19 protein-coding genes are annotated in these 18464 nt (G+C 70.8%); 9 read left to right on the top strand and 10 right to left on the bottom strand.

All coding sequences use genetic code 11. The annotated features are described in order from the left end of the window. Positions 1 to 157: 157 nt before the first annotated feature. The gene (locus RS86_RS08900; protein WP_045271859.1) at positions 158 to 697 is read left to right on the top strand and encodes a hypothetical protein; all 540 of its coding nucleotides are present in this window, start codon (positions 158 to 160) and stop codon (positions 695 to 697) included. A 3-nt stretch (positions 698 to 700) separates the two neighbouring features. Here the strand turns inward: RS86_RS08900 and RS86_RS08895 are convergent, their stop codons facing one another. From RS86_RS08895 to RS86_RS08880, 4 genes are read right to left on the bottom strand one after another with little or no spacing between them, the layout of a single operon-like run. Further along, on the bottom strand, positions 701 to 1027 hold the full coding sequence (locus tag RS86_RS08895; protein ID WP_045271858.1) for a hypothetical protein: 327 nt from the start codon (positions 1025 to 1027) through the stop codon (positions 701 to 703). Further along, the gene (locus RS86_RS08890) at positions 1024 to 1614 is read right to left on the bottom strand and encodes a DNA-3-methyladenine glycosylase I (protein WP_045271857.1); all 591 of its coding nucleotides are present in this window, start codon (positions 1612 to 1614) and stop codon (positions 1024 to 1026) included. Before RS86_RS08890 ends, RS86_RS08895 begins: the two co-directional genes overlap by 4 nt. A gap of 35 nt (positions 1615 to 1649) precedes the next feature. After that, positions 1650 to 2492, bottom strand: coding sequence for a PfkB family carbohydrate kinase (locus RS86_RS08885; RefSeq protein WP_045271856.1), 843 nt, complete (start codon positions 2490 to 2492; stop codon positions 1650 to 1652). A 41-nt stretch (positions 2493 to 2533) separates the two neighbouring features. Beyond that, entirely contained in the window at positions 2534 to 3313 is a 780-nt protein-coding gene (locus RS86_RS08880; protein WP_045271855.1) for a GntR family transcriptional regulator, read from the bottom strand. Between the two features lie 154 nt (positions 3314 to 3467). Here RS86_RS08880 and RS86_RS08875 point away from each other — a divergent pair, with 154 nt between their 5' ends. Both RS86_RS08875 and RS86_RS08870 read left to right on the top strand, forming a co-directional pair. Then, entirely contained in the window at positions 3468 to 4856 is a 1389-nt protein-coding gene (locus RS86_RS08875; protein ID WP_045271854.1) for an MFS transporter, read from the top strand. Between the two features lie 71 nt (positions 4857 to 4927). Beyond that, positions 4928 to 5887 (top strand): nucleoside hydrolase, encoded by a 960-nt coding sequence (locus tag RS86_RS08870; RefSeq protein ID WP_045271853.1) that lies wholly within the window; start codon positions 4928 to 4930, stop codon positions 5885 to 5887. 253 nt (positions 5888 to 6140) lie between these two features. Here RS86_RS08870 and RS86_RS08865 read toward each other — a convergent pair whose 3' ends face one another. Together RS86_RS08865 and recQ are read right to left on the bottom strand one after the other, a co-directional pair. Further along, complete coding sequence (locus tag RS86_RS08865; RefSeq protein WP_045271852.1) at positions 6141 to 8204, bottom strand: acyl-CoA dehydrogenase; 2064 nt, start codon at positions 8202 to 8204, stop codon at positions 6141 to 6143. Between the two features lie 161 nt (positions 8205 to 8365). Continuing rightward, positions 8366 to 10438, bottom strand: coding sequence for a DNA helicase RecQ (gene recQ, locus RS86_RS08860; RefSeq protein ID WP_082076694.1), 2073 nt, complete (start codon positions 10436 to 10438; stop codon positions 8366 to 8368). Between the two features lie 146 nt (positions 10439 to 10584). Here recQ and RS86_RS08855 point away from each other — a divergent pair, with 146 nt between their 5' ends. From RS86_RS08855 to RS86_RS08830, 6 genes are all read left to right on the top strand, one after another. Then, positions 10585 to 10893, top strand: a complete 309-nt coding sequence (locus RS86_RS08855) for a GNAT family N-acetyltransferase (RefSeq protein WP_045271851.1) — start codon at positions 10585 to 10587, stop codon at positions 10891 to 10893. Continuing rightward, positions 10890 to 11831: a pirin family protein gene (locus RS86_RS08850; RefSeq protein WP_045271850.1), complete on the top strand. Its 942-nt coding sequence runs from the start codon at positions 10890 to 10892 to the stop codon at positions 11829 to 11831. Before RS86_RS08855 ends, RS86_RS08850 begins: the two co-directional genes overlap by 4 nt. Before the next feature lie 54 nt (positions 11832 to 11885). Next, a complete protein-coding gene (locus RS86_RS08845) occupies positions 11886 to 12431 on the top strand; it encodes an ECF transporter S component (RefSeq protein WP_045271849.1) in 546 nt (181 codons plus the stop codon). Between the two features lie 75 nt (positions 12432 to 12506). Next, positions 12507 to 14282 (top strand): ABC transporter ATP-binding protein, encoded by a 1776-nt coding sequence (locus RS86_RS08840; RefSeq protein WP_082076693.1) that lies wholly within the window; start codon positions 12507 to 12509, stop codon positions 14280 to 14282. Beyond that, positions 14279 to 15082, top strand: coding sequence for an energy-coupling factor transporter transmembrane component T family protein (locus tag RS86_RS08835; protein ID WP_045271848.1), 804 nt, complete (start codon positions 14279 to 14281; stop codon positions 15080 to 15082). Before RS86_RS08840 ends, RS86_RS08835 begins: the two co-directional genes overlap by 4 nt. 32 nt (positions 15083 to 15114) lie before the next feature. Next, positions 15115 to 15990 (top strand): siderophore-interacting protein, encoded by an 876-nt coding sequence (locus tag RS86_RS08830; protein ID WP_045271847.1) that lies wholly within the window; start codon positions 15115 to 15117, stop codon positions 15988 to 15990. 128 nt (positions 15991 to 16118) lie between these two features. Here RS86_RS08830 and RS86_RS08825 read toward each other — a convergent pair whose 3' ends face one another. Genes RS86_RS08825 through RS86_RS08810 form a run of 4 tightly spaced genes read right to left on the bottom strand, consistent with a single transcriptional unit; the run spans position 16119 to position 18427 of the window. Further along, positions 16119 to 16883 carry an ABC transporter permease gene (locus RS86_RS08825; protein WP_045271846.1) on the bottom strand — a complete coding sequence of 255 codons (765 nt, stop codon included), beginning with the start codon at positions 16881 to 16883 and terminating at the stop codon, positions 16119 to 16121. Continuing rightward, complete coding sequence (locus RS86_RS08820) at positions 16880 to 17698, bottom strand: ABC transporter ATP-binding protein (RefSeq protein ID WP_045271845.1); 819 nt, start codon at positions 17696 to 17698, stop codon at positions 16880 to 16882. The genes RS86_RS08825 and RS86_RS08820 overlap by 4 nt, the downstream gene beginning before the upstream one ends. A 2-nt stretch (positions 17699 to 17700) precedes the next feature. Then, positions 17701 to 18066, bottom strand: coding sequence for a DUF1048 domain-containing protein (locus RS86_RS08815; RefSeq protein WP_045271844.1), 366 nt, complete (start codon positions 18064 to 18066; stop codon positions 17701 to 17703). Position 18067: 1 nt separating this feature from the next. After that, positions 18068 to 18427, bottom strand: coding sequence for a PadR family transcriptional regulator (locus RS86_RS08810; RefSeq protein WP_045271843.1), 360 nt, complete (start codon positions 18425 to 18427; stop codon positions 18068 to 18070). Between the last annotated feature and the right edge of the window lie 37 nt (positions 18428 to 18464).

Raw genomic sequence — 18464 nt, 5'->3', positions numbered from 1 at the left:
AGCTATCCCATGAGGAACTATCAGGGGACCGTAAGAGTGTAAACCGCCCGTCTGGGAGCCGCGATGGGGAGGACTACCCATCCATCCTTCGATCGATTTCGGCGCCGAAGGGCCTGGATCCGGCTGTCCGCATAGGCCGGAGCCGTACGCTCGAAGCATGTTCCTCGACCCTGTGCTGCGCCGCGTGGAGCCGCTGCTGCTTCGCGTGGATCGCATCGCCGGCGGCCGCAGTTCCCACGAGAAGATCGTCGAGACCGACCGCGATCATCACCGCACCGTCCGCGCCTTCCGCTGGGTGTTCTGGCTGCTCGCGGTCGAGCTGCTGATCGGCCTCGCCGCGGTCGTGATCGCCGTCGTGATCGCGGTGCAGGCCGGCTCGATCGGCGCCGTGCCCTTCGCCGTGTGGATGCGCGCACTCATCGTGCTCGCGATGACCGTCACGCTCTTCTACTTCGCCTGGCGCGCGGCGCTCGGCTGGCGCTGGGCTTATCAGCGCCTTCGCCTATTCGCGCAGATCTTCCCCGTCATCACGCTCGTGATGGCCGCGATCCCCGGCCTGTATCCGGCGTGGATGGTGACCGAGCAGATCGTCTTCAGCCTGATCATGATCGGCATCGCCGACTTCCTCACGAGCGACCACATGCGTCGCGTGTACCGCAAGCCGGACGCAGAGGCGGATCCCCGGCCGGAGCTCTGACCGCTACCGGTCGAAGACGAACCGGATGTTGTCGTCATCCAGATAGCGGATGAGGACGTCGTCGCCTTCCCGGATGTCCGCCACCCGGGCCATAGGAATCGTCTCGCGTCCGCTCACCTGCTTCCGCCGGCCGCCCTCCTCCCAGGAGAGCCGGTATCCCAGGGTCTTCGAGTCGCTCTCGTTGACGGCGAGCACGCGCACCTCGTCCACGTGCGCGATGACATCCCGCCCTCGCTCCCTGATCCGGTTGTCGCGTACGAAAAGGCGCACGATCCAGGCGAGGACGGCGACCGCCATCAGCGCCGAGAGGACCCACACGAAGACCGTCATGCGCTCTTCTCGACGCGTGACGCCGCGCGCCAGCACCCCTCGAGGTGGTCGTCGACCATGCCGGCCGACTGCATGAGCGCGTACATCGTGGTGGGACCGACGAAGCGGAATCCGCGCTTGCGCAGCGCCTTGCTCATCGCCTCGGACTCCGCGGTCACGGCCGGGACGTCGGACATGGACCGGGGGCGCACACCACTCCCGGCGGCGGGGGCGAACGACCACATCAGCGCGTCGAGCTCGCCCTCCGCCATCTCCCGCACGAGGGCGGCGTTGCCGATCGTCGCCTCGATCTTCGCGCGATTGCGGACGATCCCGGCATCAGCCATGAGCCGGGCGATGTCATCGTCGCCGAATGCCGCGACGACCGCGGGATCGAACCCCGCGAACGCCTCGCGGAACCGCGGGCGCTTGCGCAGGATCGTGATCCAGCTGAGCCCCGCCTGGAACCCCTCGAGCGACATCTTCTCGAACAGCGGGCGATCGCCGTGCAGCGGCTGCCCCCACTCCTCGTCGTGATAGCGGCGGTACTCGGGGTCATCACCTGCCCAGGCGCAGCGCGGAAGGTCTTCGGCGAGGGGCGTCGTCATGAATACAGGCTAGGCGCGGGCGCCGACACCTGGGCTCACTCCGCGGGCAGGTACTCCGAGAGCCCGCCGAGCAGCGGCTGCGACCGTGGGTCGGCGACCGCCGCTGCGCCCACCGCGCAGGCGGCCGACAGCGCGCGCTGCGGGGCGATGCCGGAGGCGAGCCCGATCGTGAGGGCCGCGCAGAATGCGTCCCCGGCGCCGACGCTGTTCACGACGGTCGTCTTCACCGCGGGAGCGGATGCGACGAGCTCCCCCCGCTCGAAGAGCTTCGCGCCCTCGCCGCCGTAGGTCACGGCGACCCGGCGGGCCGTGCGCAGTGCGGGCAGGAGCGCGTATTCCGTCTCGTTCACGATGATGAGGTCCGCGCGCTCGACGACCGCCGTGGGCAACTCGATCGCGGGGGCGGCGTTGACGGCCAGGTACCCGCGCGCGGCTGCGGCGAGCGCGGCGATCACATCCATGGAGATCTCCAGCTGCGCGAGCACGGCCTCGTCGGATCCGAAAGCGACCCCGTCCAGCGTCACCTCGCCGTTCGCGCCCTCGCACACCGCGATCTGGTTCTCGCCCTCGGCGTCCACGACGATGAGCGCGACGCCGGTGGCCTCCGCGCCGCGGCGCACGGCGTGCGTGTCGACGCCCGCCGCCGCGAGCTCCTCGATCATCCAGGATCCGTCGGTGTCGGAGCCGACGGCGCCGACCATCCGCACCGCGGCGCCCAGACGCGCGGCCGCGGCGGCCTGGTTGGCCCCCTTGCCGCCGGCCTCGCGGGACAGGCGCCCGCCGCCGATGGTCTCCCCCGGCTCCGGAAGCCGCGCGGTGCGGGCGGTGAGGTCGACGTTGATGCTGCCGACGACGGCGAGCGCGAGCGGTGCGGTCATGAGGACTCCAGTTCCTGAAGGGCGGGGACGAGGCGGTGCGGTCACTGCGCGGTCTGAACGACCGAGAGGACCCCGGCTTTCCCGGAGACGATGCACTTGGCGAGATAGACGGGGACGCCGCCCGAGGAGACGGTCTGGGTGAGGATGAGCACGGGGTCGCCCGGCTTGAGGCCGAGCAGAACGCCGCGGGTGCGGCCGACCACGTTGACCGTGATCTCGCACACCCCCGCTCCGAAGACGGCGCCGCGGGCCGCGAGGGCGGTCATGAGGCTCGTCGGGTCACCCGTGGCCTCCTCGAGCACGGCGGCGATCTGCGGATTCGCGTCGCTCAGGTAGCGCCCCGCGGGCAGGTGCTCCTGCAGGATGGCGATCGGTTCGCCGGCCCGCTCGATCACGCTCTCCCGGAACCAGGTGTTCGCCGCGTCGTCGAGACCCAGGTGGCCCGACACGTAGTCCGTGGTGGGCTGCACGACGAACTCGAGCTGCCGGACGCCGACGTCCTCGCCCCCCTCGGCGAGGGCGGTCTCGAGCGGTCGCAGCTCTTCGAGGCCGACGGTGGGGAGGTCCTCCGCCACGAAGCGGCCGATCCCGCGCCGGGTGAGGATGAGGCCGTCCTCCTCGAGCAGCATGAGAGCTTCTCGGACGACCGTGCGGGACACTCCCAGCGAGACGCCGAGCTCCGTCTCGCGCGGCAGGGCGGATCCGAGGGAGAAGACGCCGGACCGGATCCCCTCCGCCAGGCGGGAGTAGACGGCCACACGCAGGGGCTGACCCACCGGAGCGGTCAGCGGCCGGGCCAGGAACTGCTCGACGTCCGTCATCGGATCTCCTCCACCGCCTGCCAGGCCTCCGGATTCGGGCCGCGCTCGCCGTTCATTCAAGCACGGAAGCACCCACTTGCAGATGTTCTACCTCAGAGGTATAACATCATATAACCCGAGGGAGCGATGCTCCCTTCTTGACGAAGGAGTCACTGTGCAGCTCTCCCCCGCACCCGCGGCGCTCGACGGCCCCGCGCCGATCCGCGGCGGCCGCTCGGTCCTGCTCGTGGCGACCCTGATCCTCACGGTCGTCGCCTTCCAGCTGAACTCGAGCATGATCAGCCCCGCCCTTCCCGACATCGCGAAGCAGCTCGGCGCGCCGATGGACGCCGTCTCGCAGGTCTCCTCGCTGTTCTTCCTCGCCGGCGCGGTCGGCGGCATCGTCCTCGCGCGCTGGAGCGACTTCATCGGCCGCAAACGCGCCCTGCTGGTCGTGCTCGCGCTCATCGTGCTCGGCACGGTGCTGTGCCTCGTCTCGCCCAACCTCCCCGTGCTGCTGCTCGGCCGCGTGCTGCAGGGCGCGTCGAGCGCCGCGTTCCAGATCTCCTACGTGATCCTCGCCGAGACTCTGCCCGCCGCCGTCTTCCCGACCGTGCTCGGGATCCTCACCGCGATCAACGGCGGAGTGGGCGGCGTGGACGGCTGGATCGGGGGACTCCTCGCCGACGCCTTCGGATTCCGTTCGCTGTTCGTCGTGATCCTCGCGGTCGCAGTGATCGCGATCGTGAGCGTGGCGCTCGCCGTGCCGCGCGACGGCGAGCCCTCCTCGACGGGACGAATGGACTGGTGGGGCGCCGCCGCGCTCTCGCTCGGCCTGATCTGCCTCACCTACTTCGTCTCGACGGGATCCGGCCAGGGCTGGTTCGCCCCGCTCACGCTGCTGTTCCTCGCCGGGACGGTCGTGGCGCTGCTCGCCTTCGTGGCGATCGAGAAGCGCCGCCGCACGCCGCTGGTCGCGGTGCAGCACCTGCGGTCGCGCCAGGTGTGGCCCGTCATCGCCGTCACCGTGCTGACCCTGTCGAGCGTGTTCGCCGTGATCAACTTCACGATCGTCATCCTCAGCCAGAACCAGGCCGTCGGCTATGGCGTGAACGCGTCGACCTCCGCCCTGCTCTACCTCACGCCGCCGGCGCTGATCGGCCTCGCCGCGGCCCCGCTGTCCGGCTGGCTCGCCGGCCGCTTCGGATGGATCCGGATGCTGCGCCTCGGCCTCGTGCTCTCGATCGCGGCGCTCGTCGTGGTCGCGCTGTTCCCGTTCAGCCCGTGGACCGTGTTCGCGATGTTCGCGGTGCTCGGCGTCGCCTACAACGGCGTCGTGCTCACCACCACGAACGGCCTCGGGGTGCTGCAGTCCCCGAGCGAGGCTCCGGCGATCCTGCCGAGCATGAACGGCGCCGCGTTCGGCTTCGGCGCGAGCCTCGGCATCGCGATCGTCGCACCGTTCGTCATGTCGGGCGACTTCGTCCTGGCACTCTGGATCTCTGTGGGGATCAGCGTGCTCGCCCTCATCGCGAGCCTGTTCCTGATGCCCAAGACCGACTGATGGCTGCCCGGCGACCTCACGGTCCGCCGGCTCCCGCCCCACGACCCCGTCCGCATCCCGAGGAGGATCCGATGACCGACACCCCCGCCCCGCTGTACTTCGACTGCGACACCGGCATCGACGACTCGCTCGCCCTGGCGTATCTGCTGGCGTCTCCCGAGATCGCGCTCCGCGGGATCGGCACGGTCAGCGGCAACACCTCGGCGGCTCAGGCCGCGCGCAACACCCTGGGCCTGCTGTCCCTCGCCGAGCGCGACGACGTCCCTGTGGCCGTGGGACGGCACGACTTCCTCACCCACGGGTACGACGGCGGCGCGCCGCACGTGCACGGCGACGACGGCGTGGGCGGGGTGGCGCTTCCCGAGCCCGCCCGCGCCGTCGAGGACGGCACCGCGGCCGACCTGCTCATCCGGCTCTCGCACGAGCACGCCGGATCCCTCGAGGTGCTCGCGGTCGGCCCGTTGACGAACCTCGCCGCTGCGCTCGAGCAGGATCCGACGCTCCCCACCCGCATCGCGCGGGTGACGCTCATGGGCGGGGCGGCGCTCGTGCCGGGCAACATCACGGCGCTCGCCGAGGCGAACATCGGCAACGACCCCGAGGCGGCCGACGCGGTGTTCGCCGCAGGCTGGCCGGTCGTCGTCGTGCCGCTCGACGTGACCATGGAGAACGTGTTCGAGGAAGCCCACCGCGACCTGCTGGCCACGTCCGGATCCCCTGTGGCCCGCGCCGTCGCGGCGATGCTCGACTTCTACATGGATTTCTACCGCGCGACCTACGGCCGCCGGTGCAGCGCCCTGCACGATCCGCTCGCCGCGGCGATCGCGGTCGGCCGGGTGCGCCCGACGGTCGCCCCCGCGGTGCCGGCCGTGGTCGACACGACCGACGGTCCGGGCCGCGGGCAGACCGTGTTCGACCTGCGCGGCCAGCGCCAGGGCGCCCGCGACCACGATGGCGCGACCGTGCGCGTCGTGCTCAGCACCGACGCCCCTCTCGCGGACCACCTCGCGGAGCGCGTCGCCGGAATGTGAACCGCCCGTCGGGGTCGTTGAGCGAGGACGCCGAAGGTGACCGAGACGAAACGCGGTGCTCTCACAAGGGCACCGCGTTTCGTCTCGCTCCTCGCTGCGCTCGGTGCTCGCTCAACGACCCCGAGCGAGAGGATCCGGATCCTGCTGAGTGCACCGGATCCTGCCGAATGCACCGGCAAATGACGCGCCGTACCCGTGCACTCGGCAGCAAGCCGTGCGCTCGGCGAGGAGCAGGCCCGCAGCGGAAACCCGCCTACAGCTGGCGGGCCTTTTTCAGGGCCTTCTCGTCGACAGGGGCGTCGCCCGAGGCCTTGAGGTCGGCGTAGTACGCGCGGGCCTCGTCCTGGCGGATCTGCTCCGCACCCGAGGCGAGCGGCGCGCGCACGTGCTCGGGCTCGTAGCCGAACGCGTTCACGAGGTCGAGGGCGTGCGGGCGCAGGCGCGTGCAGAGCCGGTCGATGTAGCGCGAGACCGAGGCCGCACGCTGCGCCGAGAGACGGCCGTTGATGAGGTACCACGCGAGATGCTTCTCGACGAGCTGCAGGCCGAAGAGGTCGCGCAGCCAGGTCAGCACCGCCTTGCTGTCCTCGTCCTCGATGCGGCCGAGGGCATCGGTGAACGCCTCCCACTGCAGCAGCTCTCCGTGCGCGCGAGCCGCTTCGATGAGCTCGGCCTGGTTCTCGTTGAACAGCTTCTCGCCGAGCACCTTGTCCTTGCCGGCCGCACGCAGCCGGCCGGCGATGTCTGCCACCATCTGCTGCACGCGGTCGGTGAGCAGCTCGTGCTGCTGCTCGGCCCGCAGGCCGTTCTCGACCGAGCGCGCCGTGGATCCGAGATCCGCGACGGCCTGCCCGAACTGGCGCAGCCCCGCACCGTGGAACACCCGGCCCGCGGTCTGTCCGACGGCGTACTTCGCGAGCGCGGCGGCGTCCTTGCCCTTGAACTGCTTCGCGTAGTCGGTGAGCAGGCGCTTGCCGACGAGCTGCAGCAGGATGTTGTTGTCGCCCTCGAACGTCACGTAGATGTCGAGGTCGGCGCGCAGCCCCACGAAGCGGTTCTCGAACATGAAGCCCGCGCCGCCGCACGCCTCGCGGCACTCCTGCAGGGTGTCGAGGGCGTGCCAGGTCGACAGCGGCTTGAGCGCGGCGGCCAGGGTCTCCAGGTCCTCGCGGTCCTGCGGGGTGTCGGTGCGGCCGGAGAAGACGCCGTCGAACTTCTGCAGGAACTCGTCGTGCGCGAACAGCTGCGCGTACGTGGTCGCGAGGCGCGGCAGGAGGCGGCGCTGGTGCTTGCCGTAGTCGAGCAGCGTGGTCTCCGAGCCGTCGGCGCCGTTGAACTGCCGGCGCTGCGTGGCGTAGGTGATCGCGATGTGGAGGCCGAGCGCAGAGGCCCAGGACGCGGCGCCGTCGAGCGAGACGCGACCCTGCACGAGCGTGCCGAGCATCGTGAAGAAGCGGCGACCAGGGCTGTCGATCGCACTCGAGTAGGTGCCGTCTGCGGCGACGTCGCCGTAGCGGTTCAGCAGGTTGGTGCGCGGGATCCGCACGTGGTCGAAGCTGAGCCGGCCGTTGTCGATGCCGTTCAGCCCGCCCTTGAGACCGTCGTCCTCGCGGCCGATGCCGGGAAGGTCCACGCCGTCCTCACCGCGCAGCGGCACGTAGAAGCAGTGCACGCCGTGGTTCACGCCGTTGGTGATGAGCTGCGCGAACACAGTCGCCGCGATGCCGTGCAGCGCGGCGTTGCCGAGGAACTCCTTGGTCGCCGCGCGGAACGGCGTGTTGATCACGAACTCCGAGGTGCTCGGATCGTAGGTCGCCGTGGTGCCGATCGAGGCGACGTCGGAGCCGTGCCCGATCTCCGTCATCGCGAAGGCGCCGGGGATCTCCAGGCTCATGATGCCGGGGAGCCAGCGGTCATGGTGCTCGGCGGTGCCGAGCTGCAGGACGGCGGATCCGAACAGTCCCCACTGCACGCCCGACTTGATCTGCAGGCTGGGGTCGGCGACGACGAGCTCCTCGAACCCGGCGATGTTGCCGCCGTTGTTCTCCTCGCCGCCGAGGCGCTTCGGGAACGCGCGGTGCACGGCACGGTTCTGCACGAGCAGGTGCAGCTGGCTGAGCACGCGCTCGCGGTGCTCGTCCTTGCCGAGCGAGTCGTCGCGCCAGAACGCCGGATCCTTGATCATCTCGCGCGCCTCGCGGCGGGTGTCCGCCCAAGTGCCGAGCAGCAGGTCGCCGACCGCGTCGACGTCGATGCGCGTCGCGGTGTCGTCCGGGGTGCTGTTCGCGGTGTTCGTCCGAAGGGCGGCGTCGACCATGAGGATCCTCTCGTGAGGTTTCGGGGATGCCTTCATGGTAGATCTGACACAACGCGGAGCGAAGTCGGCTGTGGGGATCCCCCAACAGATCGGGCCGACGAGGATCCGAGCGCTTGTCGGCTCCCCACAGGAAGGGCCCTCGCGTGATCCTGTCCTGCGCCTCAGCCCTCGGCCGCGATGACCTCGAGCACGGCCGCGCCGTAGGCCTCGCGCTTCTTCTCGCCGATGCCGCTGATGCCGACCAGGTCGGAGGCCTGCACGGGGCGGTGCTCGGCGAGGGCGCGCAGCGTCGCGTCGCCGAACACGACGTACGCGGGCACGCCCTGCTCGCGCGCGGTCTGCGCGCGCCATGCCCGCAGTGCCTCGAACAGGCCGCGGTCGCCCTCGGCGAGCGCGGCTGCGGCATTCCTCTTGGCGGAGCGCCCGCCTCCGGAGGCGCCGGCCCGCGTGACGACGTCATGGCGCAGCTTCACCGCGGTCGTGCCGGCGAGCACGCCCGCGGCCGCGTCGCTCACCGCGAGGGTGCCGTACTCGCCCTGCGGCTGCATCAGCCCCTGCGCGAGCAGCTGCCGCACGACCGAGCGCCACTGCGCATCCGTGAGGTCGGATCCGATCCCGTAGGTGGCGAGCTCGTCGTGCCGGAACTTGCGGATCTTCTCCGTCGATGCCCCGCGGAGGATGTCGATCAGATGCCCTGCGCCGAACGACTGGCGACGCTCGCGCTGCAGCCGCACGATCGTGGAGAGCAGCTTCTGCGCGGGGATCAGCCCGTCCCAGCTGTCCGGCGGGGTGAGGCAGGTGTCGCAATTCCCACACCGTTCGACTCGATCGGCTTCGCCTCCTTCGCTCACGGACCGGGGGCCGGACAAGGACTGCCCGAAGTAGCCGAGCAGGTTCTGCCTGCGGCAGTCGACGGTCTCGCACAGCGCGAGCATCGCGTCGAGGTGCTGGTTCTGCCGCTGCTTGATCATGCGGTCGCCGTCACCCTGCTGGATGAAGCGGCGCTGCTGCACGACGTCGCCCAGGCCGTAGGCCATCCACACGACCGAGGGTTCGCCGTCGCGGCCCGCGCGACCGGTCTCCTGGTAGTACCCCTCGACCGACTTCGGCAGGTCGACGTGGGCGACGAAGCGCACATCCGGCTTGTCGATGCCCATCCCGAACGCGATCGTGGCGACCACGATCACGCCGTCCTCGCGGAGGAACCGGGACTGGTGCGCGGCCCGCGTTCCCGCGTCGAGACCCGCGTGATACGGGATCGCATCGAGACCCTGCGCGCTGAGGTACTCGGCCGTCTGCTCGACCGACGCGCGGCTGAGAGCGTAGACGATGCCCGCGGACCCCTCGGGCTGACTCCGGATGAACGAGACGAGCTGCTTGCGCACCTCGACCTTGGGGTCGATCCGGTACTGGATGTTCGGCCGGTCGAAGCTCGCGACGAAGTGCTTCGCCTGCGGCAGGTGCAGCCGCTCCGTGATCTCGCGGTGCGTTTCGCGGGTGGCGGTGGCGGTGAGCGCGACCCGCGGAACCCCGGGGAAGCGCTCGGCGAGACCGCCGAGCGCGAGGTAGTCGGGGCGGAAGTCGTGCCCCCACTGCGACACGCAGTGCGCCTCGTCGATCGCGATCACGCTGAGGGATCCGCGCTGCAGGAGCGCCAGGGTCTGCGCGTTCGAGAGCCGCTCCGGGGCTACGTAGACGAGGTCGAGGTCGCCCGAGAGGTACGCGCGCTCGACCTCGGCGCGGTCCGCCGCGGTCTGGGTCGAGTTCAGGTAGGCGGCGCGCACGCCGTTGGCGCGCAGGGCGTCGACCTGGTCGTGCATGAGCGCGATGAGCGGGCTGACCACCAGGCCGGTGCCCTCGCGCACGAGCGCGGGGATCTGGTAGCAGAGGCTCTTGCCGCCGCCGGTGGGCATGAGCACGACCGCGTCTCCGCCGTCGACGATCTGGTCGATGATCGCGGCCTGATCCCCGCGGAACGCGTCGTAGCCGTAGACCGCGGTGAGCGCGTCGAGCGGCGTCTGATACCTGCTCGGCGCCGGAGTCGCCGCGGCGGCCGGCACCGGGAAGCTGCCCTGCGGAACCGCGCCGGGGGATCCGGCCCACTCGCCCTCCTCGGGCGGGGGCGCGGCGTCCCAGGGCTCCTCGTCGAACGGCACGTCGGCGTAGGGGTCGTCGAGGGGCGCGTCGGACCACGGCAGATCCGCATAGGGGTCGCGCGGATCGTTCTGGGGCATGCCTCCAGCGTAACGAGCGGAGCCGACACCGGAGGCCGCTGTCCACAGGCCGGGCTTCCCCACGCCGGCGGGTTCGCGCGGCCCCCGCGTCCTCTCCCGGGCATAGGTTGGATCCGAGTCGGTACGACACCGCACGAAGGAGCGCCATGCCCGAGATCGCCGTGACCCTGAACGAGGCGGAGTCCCGCTACGAGATCACGAGCGACGGGGCGCTTGCCGGGTTCGCCGAGTTCCAGCGCCGTCCCGGGACGATCCTGTTCATCCACACCGAGGTGGATCCGGCGTTCCAGGGGCAGGGTCTCGCGTCGAGGCTCGCCGCGGACGCGCTCGCCGACGCCGTCGCGACCGGCGACACGATCGTGCCGTACTGCCCGTACATCAACAAGTACCTGCGCACGCACGAGGTGCCGGGCGCGAAAGTGCGCTTCCCCGCGGCCCCCGAGGAGCGGGCATGAGCCTGCACGGACCGCGCGCGGTGGTGCTGGCGGCGCGCGAGGTGCCGCTCGGCGGCGTGCGCGCGATGAACGTGCTGCGCGTGCTGCCCAGCAAGGACGTGCCGACGATCGGCGCCTGGTGCTTCCTCGACCGGTTCGGGCCCGCCGAGGTGCGCATGCGCGTGGAGCCGCACCCGCACATCGGCCTGCAGACGGTGACCTGGCCGCTCGTCGGCGAGATCCGCCACCGCGACACGATCGACAGCGACGTGGTCCTGCGCCGCGGGCAGCTGAACCTCATGACGGCCGGGAACGGCATCGCGCACTCCGAGTACTCGGTGGGCGAGGAGGCCGGCCCGCTCGATGCCCTGCAGCTCTGGGTGGTGCTGCCCGACGGCGCCGCGACCGGAGCTCCCGGCTTCGAGCAGCACCTGGCCCTGCCCGGGCTGGCGCTTCCCGCCCAGACCGGATCCGACGCCGACGTCACGGTCGTGATGGGCTCCTATGCGGGCGTCGCCTCCCCCGCGACCGCCCACACGCCGATCGTGGGCGCGGAGATCCGCCTCGAACCGGGCACGACCGTGGTGCTTCCGTTCGACCCCGCCTGGGAGCACGGACTGCTGCTCGTCACGGGCGATGCCCGCATCACGGGATCCGGCCTCGCCGAGACCTCGCTCGATGTCGACGACGTGCTGTTCCTCGGCGACTCCCGCGACGCCGTCACGGTGGCGAGCGAGGGCGGAGCACTGCTCTTCCTCCTCGGCGGCGAGCCCTTCGAACAGGATCTCGTGATGTGGTGGAACTTCGCCGCGCGCAGCCACGAGGAGATCGCGCAGGCGCGCGAGGACTGGGAGGCGGGATCCGGCCGCTTCGGCCATGTCGTCGGTCACGGCGACGAGCGGATCCCCGCCCCGCCGATCCCGCCCGTGCACCTGATGCCGCGGCGCCGGAGGATCTGACCCGCGGGGATTACTCCCGGCCGGGCCGTCCGATCCCGCCGGTACGCTGGACGGGTGCCCGCCGTCCGCTCCCCGCTGCCCACGCGCGTCCTGCTCGTCTGCGCCGCCATCGGAGTCGCCACAGGGCTGCTCGGCGCCGCCGCGGGCTGGGTGACGATCCCCGTGATCGCCGGCGCGCCGTTCGCCTACGGTCTGGTACTCGGCTCGCACGTGCTGCCGGGCATCATCGCGCAGGAGGTGCTGCGCCGACCGCTGGTCGCCCTGCTCACGCATGTGCTCGCCGCCCTGGTCGCCAGCGCCTTCAACCCGATCTGGTTCCCCCGGTTCCTCGGCACCGCACTGCTGTTCGGCCTCATCCAGGAAGGTGTCGCCGCCCTCACCCGGTACCGCTCCTGGGGCGCCTGGCGGTTCTTCGTCTCGGCGGCGATCATCGGCGTGATCATCGCGGTGGTGGTGTTCTTCGCCGTCGACCTGGAGAAGCTGCCCCTGTGGGCGCGGATCATCTACCTTCCGCTGGCGGTGCTCGGGCCGATCGCGTGGACGGCGATCGGCCTGCGGATCGGCATCTCGCTGCGCCGCGCCGGCGTCGCACAGCGCTGAACCCGCGACGCGGATCCGGACCTGGCGAAGCCCTAGGTTAGGCTTGCCTAAGCAACCCTTGCCGAACGGACCCCGATGCCCGCCGCCCCGCTCCTCCGCGTGCGCGATCTCACGATCACGCACTGCGGCGCGAGCGATCCCGCCGTACGGGACGTCTCGTTCGACGTGCACGCGGGCGAGGTCGTGCTGCTGCTCGGCCCGAGCGGATCCGGCAAGTCCACACTCGCGCTCGCGCTGAGCGGCCTCATCCCGCACTCGCTCGATGCGGCCGTCTCCGGCAGCGTCACGGTGCGCGGGCACGACGTCGCAACGACTCCGATCGCCACGCTGAGCAGCTCCGCGTCGACGGTGTTCCAGGATCCGGACGCGCAGATCGTCACCGGATCCGTGCTCGACGACGCGGCGTTCGCCCTGGAGAACCTGCGGTTCCCGGTCGCCGAGGTGCTCGCCCGCGCCGAAGCCGCCCTACGGCGGATGGGCCTCTGGGAGCGCCGCGCCGAGAATCCGGACCGGCTGTCCGGCGGCGGCAAGCAGCGGCTCGCGATCGCCTCGGCGCTCGCGACCGGATCCCCCGTCCTGATCCTGGACGAGCCGACCGCGAACCTCGATCCGCAGGGCACCGCGGACGTCCACGCCGCGCTCGCGGACATCGCCGGATCCGAGGAGCGCGCCCTGATCGTGGTCGAGCACGACCTCGACGCGGCACTCGAGATCGCGACCAGGGCGATCGTCCTGGACGGCTCGGGGCGCATCGCCTTCGACGGCCCCGCCCGGCGGATACTGCGCGAGCACGCCGAGGAGATCCTCGCTCTCGGCGCGTGGCTCCCCTCCGCCGCGCTCGCGGCGCGCCGGCTGCGGGCCGCAGGCATCCCGATCGGCGCCCCCGATGCTCCGCTTCCCCTCACGGCCGACGAGCTCCGGTCGGCGTTCCCCCGTTTCGAAGCGCGCAAAATGCTCGATCCGAGCCCCGGATCCAGCCATGTGCGCGCTTCGAAAGCCGAGGCGGAGCCGGTCATCAGGGCCAGGGGACTCGAGGTGCGGCGCGGGCGGAAGGTTGTGCTGCGCGACGTCGACCTCGATGTCGAGGCGGCCTCTGTCACCGCGATCATCGGCCCGAACGGCGCCGGCAAGACGACGCTCGTGCAGGCGCTGGCCGGCGTCGTGATACCGCCGCGCGGGCGGATCTCGGTCGACGGGATCGATCCCGCCACTGCTTCGCCGCGGATGCTCGCGGCGCACATCGGCTTCGTCTTCCAGAACCCCGAACATCAGTTCATCGCGCACACCGTGTTCGAGGAGCTCGCGCACGGCCTGCGGCTGCGACGCACCCCGCCGACCGAGATCGACGAGCGCGTCGGCGCGATGCTCGAGCGCTTCGGGCTCACCGGCAAGGCCGACGTGCACCCGTTCCTGCTGTCCGGCGGCGAGAAGCGGCGGCTGTCGGTCGGCACCGCGCTGATCACCCGCCCGCGGATCCTCGTTCTCGACGAGCCGACGTTCGGACAGGACAGGGCGCGCACCCAGGAGCTGCTCGCGCTGTTCCGCGAGCTCAGGGCCGAGGGCACCACGATCGTGCTCGTGACGCACGACATGGACCTCGTGATCCAGCACGCGACCCGCACCGTGCTCGTCGAGGACGGACGGATCGTCGCCGCCGGCGCCACGTCGGCGCTCGTGCGCGATGCCCTGATCCCGCTCCCCGCGGCGTATCTCGCGGTCCCGCCGGAGCTGAGGGCACTCCTCGGCGACGACGCCGTCGCCGGATCCGCACCGATCGTCGGATCCGGTGCGATCGCGGGGGCCGGTCCCGAGGCTATCGCCCGATCCGCACCGACGGGGCCGGGATCATGATCGACCCGTACGCCGAGCAGACCGCAGCGCCCGCGCGCGTGTGGCTGCACCACCTGAACCCGCTCGCCAAGCTCGGCGCGGTGCTGCCCGCCATGGTGCTGCTGCTGTTCGTGCGGGACCTCGCGACGCCGATCGCGTTCCTCGCGCTCGCCTACGCCGTGCTGTTGACGGGCACCCGGCTGACCGCGAGGATCTGGGCCGTGCTGCTGCTCGCGATCCCCGCGGGGGTCGTCGTGCTGGGGCTGTCGATGACGCTGTGGACGGATCCGGCACAGGTCGCCTCGACCCCGATCGCGCTCCGGATCGGCTCGTGGGAGCTGCACGCCGGCGCCCTCGAGAGCGGATTCGCGACGGGACTGCGGCTGGCGGCGATCCTCGCGCTCTCGCTCATCTCGGGCCTCACCACGACCGGACCGGATGTCGTGCGCGCGGGCGTGCAGCAGCTGCGGATCCCGTACCGCTTCGGCTACACGGCGCTCGCGGCCTACCGGTTCGTGCCGCGCTTCGGCTACGAGCTGAGCGTGATCCGCGCGGCGCACCGGGTGCGCGGCACGCACGGCGGACGCGGGCCGTTCGCCCGGATCGCACGCGGCTGGGGCTACATCGTGCCCCTGCTGGCGAGCGCGATCCGCCATGCCGAGCGCGTGGCGCTGGCCATGGACTCGCGCGCGTTCGGCGCGCACCCCACCCGCACCGAGCGGCACGAGGTGCCCTTCCGCCCGCGCGACGTCGTCTTCCTGCTCCTGATGCTCGCCGCCTCGGCGGCTCTCCTGACCCTGTTCTTCCCCTGGCGGTCCTGACACCGCTCGAAATCAGACCTCGAAAGGTTCCCATGGCGTACAGCAAGATGGTCAAGCCGGCCGCGGCCGGACTCGTTCCCCTCACCGTGCTGCGGACCCAGCGACTCGCCCCGCACTGGGTGCGCATCACGTTCGGCGGCGGCGAGATCGAGCGGTTCTCGCCCATGGGCTGGGACCAGTGGTTCCGGCTGTTCCTGCCGGTGGGCGGTGAGGAGGCGCTGAGCCGGGTTCCGGCCAAGGCCAACCACACACTCGGGTATCTCAAGTTCCTGCGGATCCCGGACGGCGAGCGCCCGGTGATGCGCAACTACAGCGTCCGCGCCTTCCGCCCCGCCACGGCCGAGGCCGGGGCCGAGCTCGACGTGGACTTCGTGCTGCACGGCTCCGCCGCCGAGGGCACCGCGGGCCCGGCGTCGCGGTGGGCCGAGACGTGCCGGCCGGGCGATCGCGTGCTCGTGATCGACGAGGGGCTCACGTTCAACCCCGAGCGCGGCACGGAGCGGGTCGTGCTCGTCGGCGACGAGACGGCCCTGCCGGCGATCGCGGCGATCTGCGCCTCCCTCCCCGCGCACGCGACAGGATCCGTCCTGCTCGAGGCCCCCTCCGCGGATGACGCACTGGACTTCCCTCACCCCGACGGCGTCGACGTGCAGTGGTTCGTGCGCGCGCCTTCCGACCGGCCAGGCGCACTCGCCCTGGCAGCGCTGCGCGAGCTCGCACTGCCCGAAGCGCCGTTCCACGCCTATGCCGCGGGCGAGCAGTCGCTGGCCTCCGGCGCGCGCAAGCTGCTCGTCGGCGAACGCGGTGTCGACAAGGGCCGGGTCAGTTTCTGCGGCTACTGGCGGATCGGTTCCTCATCCCCCGCGTCCCGCGCGGCGCGCGAGACGGCGGCGGAGCCCCTGGGCTGAACCCTCCCTGGCTCAACCCTCCCGAACCGCCTCGAACCGCCTCCGGGCGCACGGGGCGCCGAAGGCGGTTCGATCCGGTTCGGATCAGCTTGTTGCCGAGTCTGTCGAAGCACAGACATCGAGACTGCTCAGCTGATCTTCTTCTTGTAGATGGCGATCGCGAAGCCGTAGGCGACCACGAGGATCCCGACCATCCAGGCGAGGGCGATCCAGATGCTGGATCCCACCGGCTGGCCGTTGAACAACGCGCGGATCGTGTTCACGATCGACGTCACGGGCTGGTACTCCGCGAACCAGGCCACCGGGCCCGGCATCGACGAGGTGGGCACGAACGCCGAGCTGATGAACGGCAGGAAGATGAGCGGGTAGCTGAACGCGCTCGCGCCGTCCACGGTCTTGGCGCTCAGGCCCGCGATCACGGCGAGCCAGGTGAGCGACAGGGTGAACAGGATCAGGATCCCGGCCACGGCCAGCCACGCGCCGACCGAGGCTCCGGTGCGGAACCCCATCGCGAATGCGACGCCGACGACGATCGCCACCGAGACGATGTTCGCGACGAGCGAGGTGAGCACATGCGCCCAGAGCACGCTCGACCGGGCGATCGGCATGGACTGGAACCGCTCGAAGATCCCGCCCTGGAGATCGAGGAACAGCCGGTACGAGGTGTACGCGATGCCGGACGCGATCGTGATGAGCAGGATGCCCGGCAGCATGTAGTCGATGTACGACTGGTCGGATCCGGTGTGGATCGCCCCGCCGAGGACGTAGACGAACAGCAGCATGAGCGCGATCGGGGTCACCGCGGTGGTGATGATCGTGTCGGGACTGCGCAGGATGTGCTTGAGCGAACGGCCGGTGAGCGTGCCGGTGTCGCTGAGGACGTGGCTGGTCATTTCACTGCCTCCTTCGTGGTGTCGGGCCCTTCGACGGGCTCAGGGGCCGATGCCGCGGACGGTCCGACCAGGGCGAGGAAGACCTCCTCGAGGCTGGGCTGCTTCTCGACGTACTCGACCTTCGCCTGCGGCAGGAGCCGCTTGAGCTCGGCGAGTGTGCCGTTCTGGATGATGGTGCCCTCGTGCAGGATCGCGATCCGGTCGGCCAGCTGCTCCGCCTCGTCGAGGTACTGCGTGGTGAGCAGCACGGTGGTGCCGCCGTTCGCGAGCTCCTTGACGGTGTCCCAGACCTCGATCCGCGCCTGCGGGTCGAGACCGGTGGTCGGTTCGTCGAGGAAGATCACCGGGGGATTGCCGATCAGGCTCATCGCGATGTCGAGCCGGCGCCGCATGCCGCCGGAGTAGGTGCCCGCGCGACGCCCTCCGGCGTCGGTGAGCGAGAACCGGGCGAGCAGGTCGTCGGCGACGGCCCCCGGATCCTTGAGGTGGCGGAGCTTCGCGACGAGCACGAGGTTCTCCCGTCCGGTGAGGATCTCGTCGACCGCGGCGAACTGCCCCGTGAGGCTGATCGCGTCGCGGACGTCGTTCGGCGCCGAGGCGACGTCGAAGCCCTGGACGGTCGCGGCGCCGCCGTCGGCCTTCAGCAGCGTCGACAGGATGCGCACGAGCGTGGTCTTGCCGGCGCCGTTCGAGCCGAGCAGGGCGAAGATGCTGCCCCGCTCGACCTCGAAGTCGACGCCGCGCAGGACCTGCAGATCCTTGAACGCCTTCGTGACGCCCTGCACGCGGATCGCGGGGGCGGTGAGGGTGGCCATGATCAGTTCTCCTTTCGTGCGGCGCCGTCGATCGCCGTCGTGAAGCGCTTGCGCTCCTTGTCGATCCACTCGCGGCCGGCGTACGCCTTGGCGAACGTCTCGGCGAAGTCGACCGGGTCGTCTCCGACGATGTCGCGCACCGGGGTGCGGTCGACGGCGGCGCGCTCCCAGAGGTCGGCCATGTCGGTGTACATCCGGATCATGGTGTCGCCGTCGGTGATGCCGCCGGCGTACATCAGGTAGCGGTGCATCGCCATGGCGGCGTCCGCGTAGGGGGCGGGAAGGCTCTCCATGCGGGCCTTGTCCTGCTTGTACTGCTTCTTCTGCTCGAGGGACCCGGTGAGGGCTTCGATCCACTTGGCGGCCATGTCAGGCTCCTTCATTCGTGTCGGTCGTGCTGATGCTGTCGGTGTGGCGGAGCTGTTCGATGTGCGCTGCGAGGAAGCTCCAGGTCCTCCAGAAGTCGGCGAGCTGATCCCGCCCCTGCGTGTTGAGCGAGTACACCTTGCGCGGTGGCCCCTTCTCGGAGGGGACCTTCTCCACATCCACGAGGCCCCTCTGCTCGATCCGCACCAGCAGCGCGTAAACGGTGCCCTCCGCGATATCGGAGAACCCTCCATCGCGCAGCCGCGTGGTGATCTCGTATCCATAGGCCGATCGCTCGGCCAGGATCGCCAGGACGATCCCCTCGAGGGTGCCCTTGAGCATCTCGGTCATCTGACTCGCCATCGCGATCGCCTCCTTCTTCTACTCAGTGATGTTGACT

It is taken from the genome of Microbacterium azadirachtae (assembly GCF_000956505.1).
Classification (GTDB): domain Bacteria; phylum Actinomycetota; class Actinomycetes; order Actinomycetales; family Microbacteriaceae; genus Microbacterium; species Microbacterium azadirachtae_A.
The sequence above is the reverse complement of the archived record's forward strand: the minus strand, read 5'-3'. Positions and strand labels throughout refer to the sequence as shown.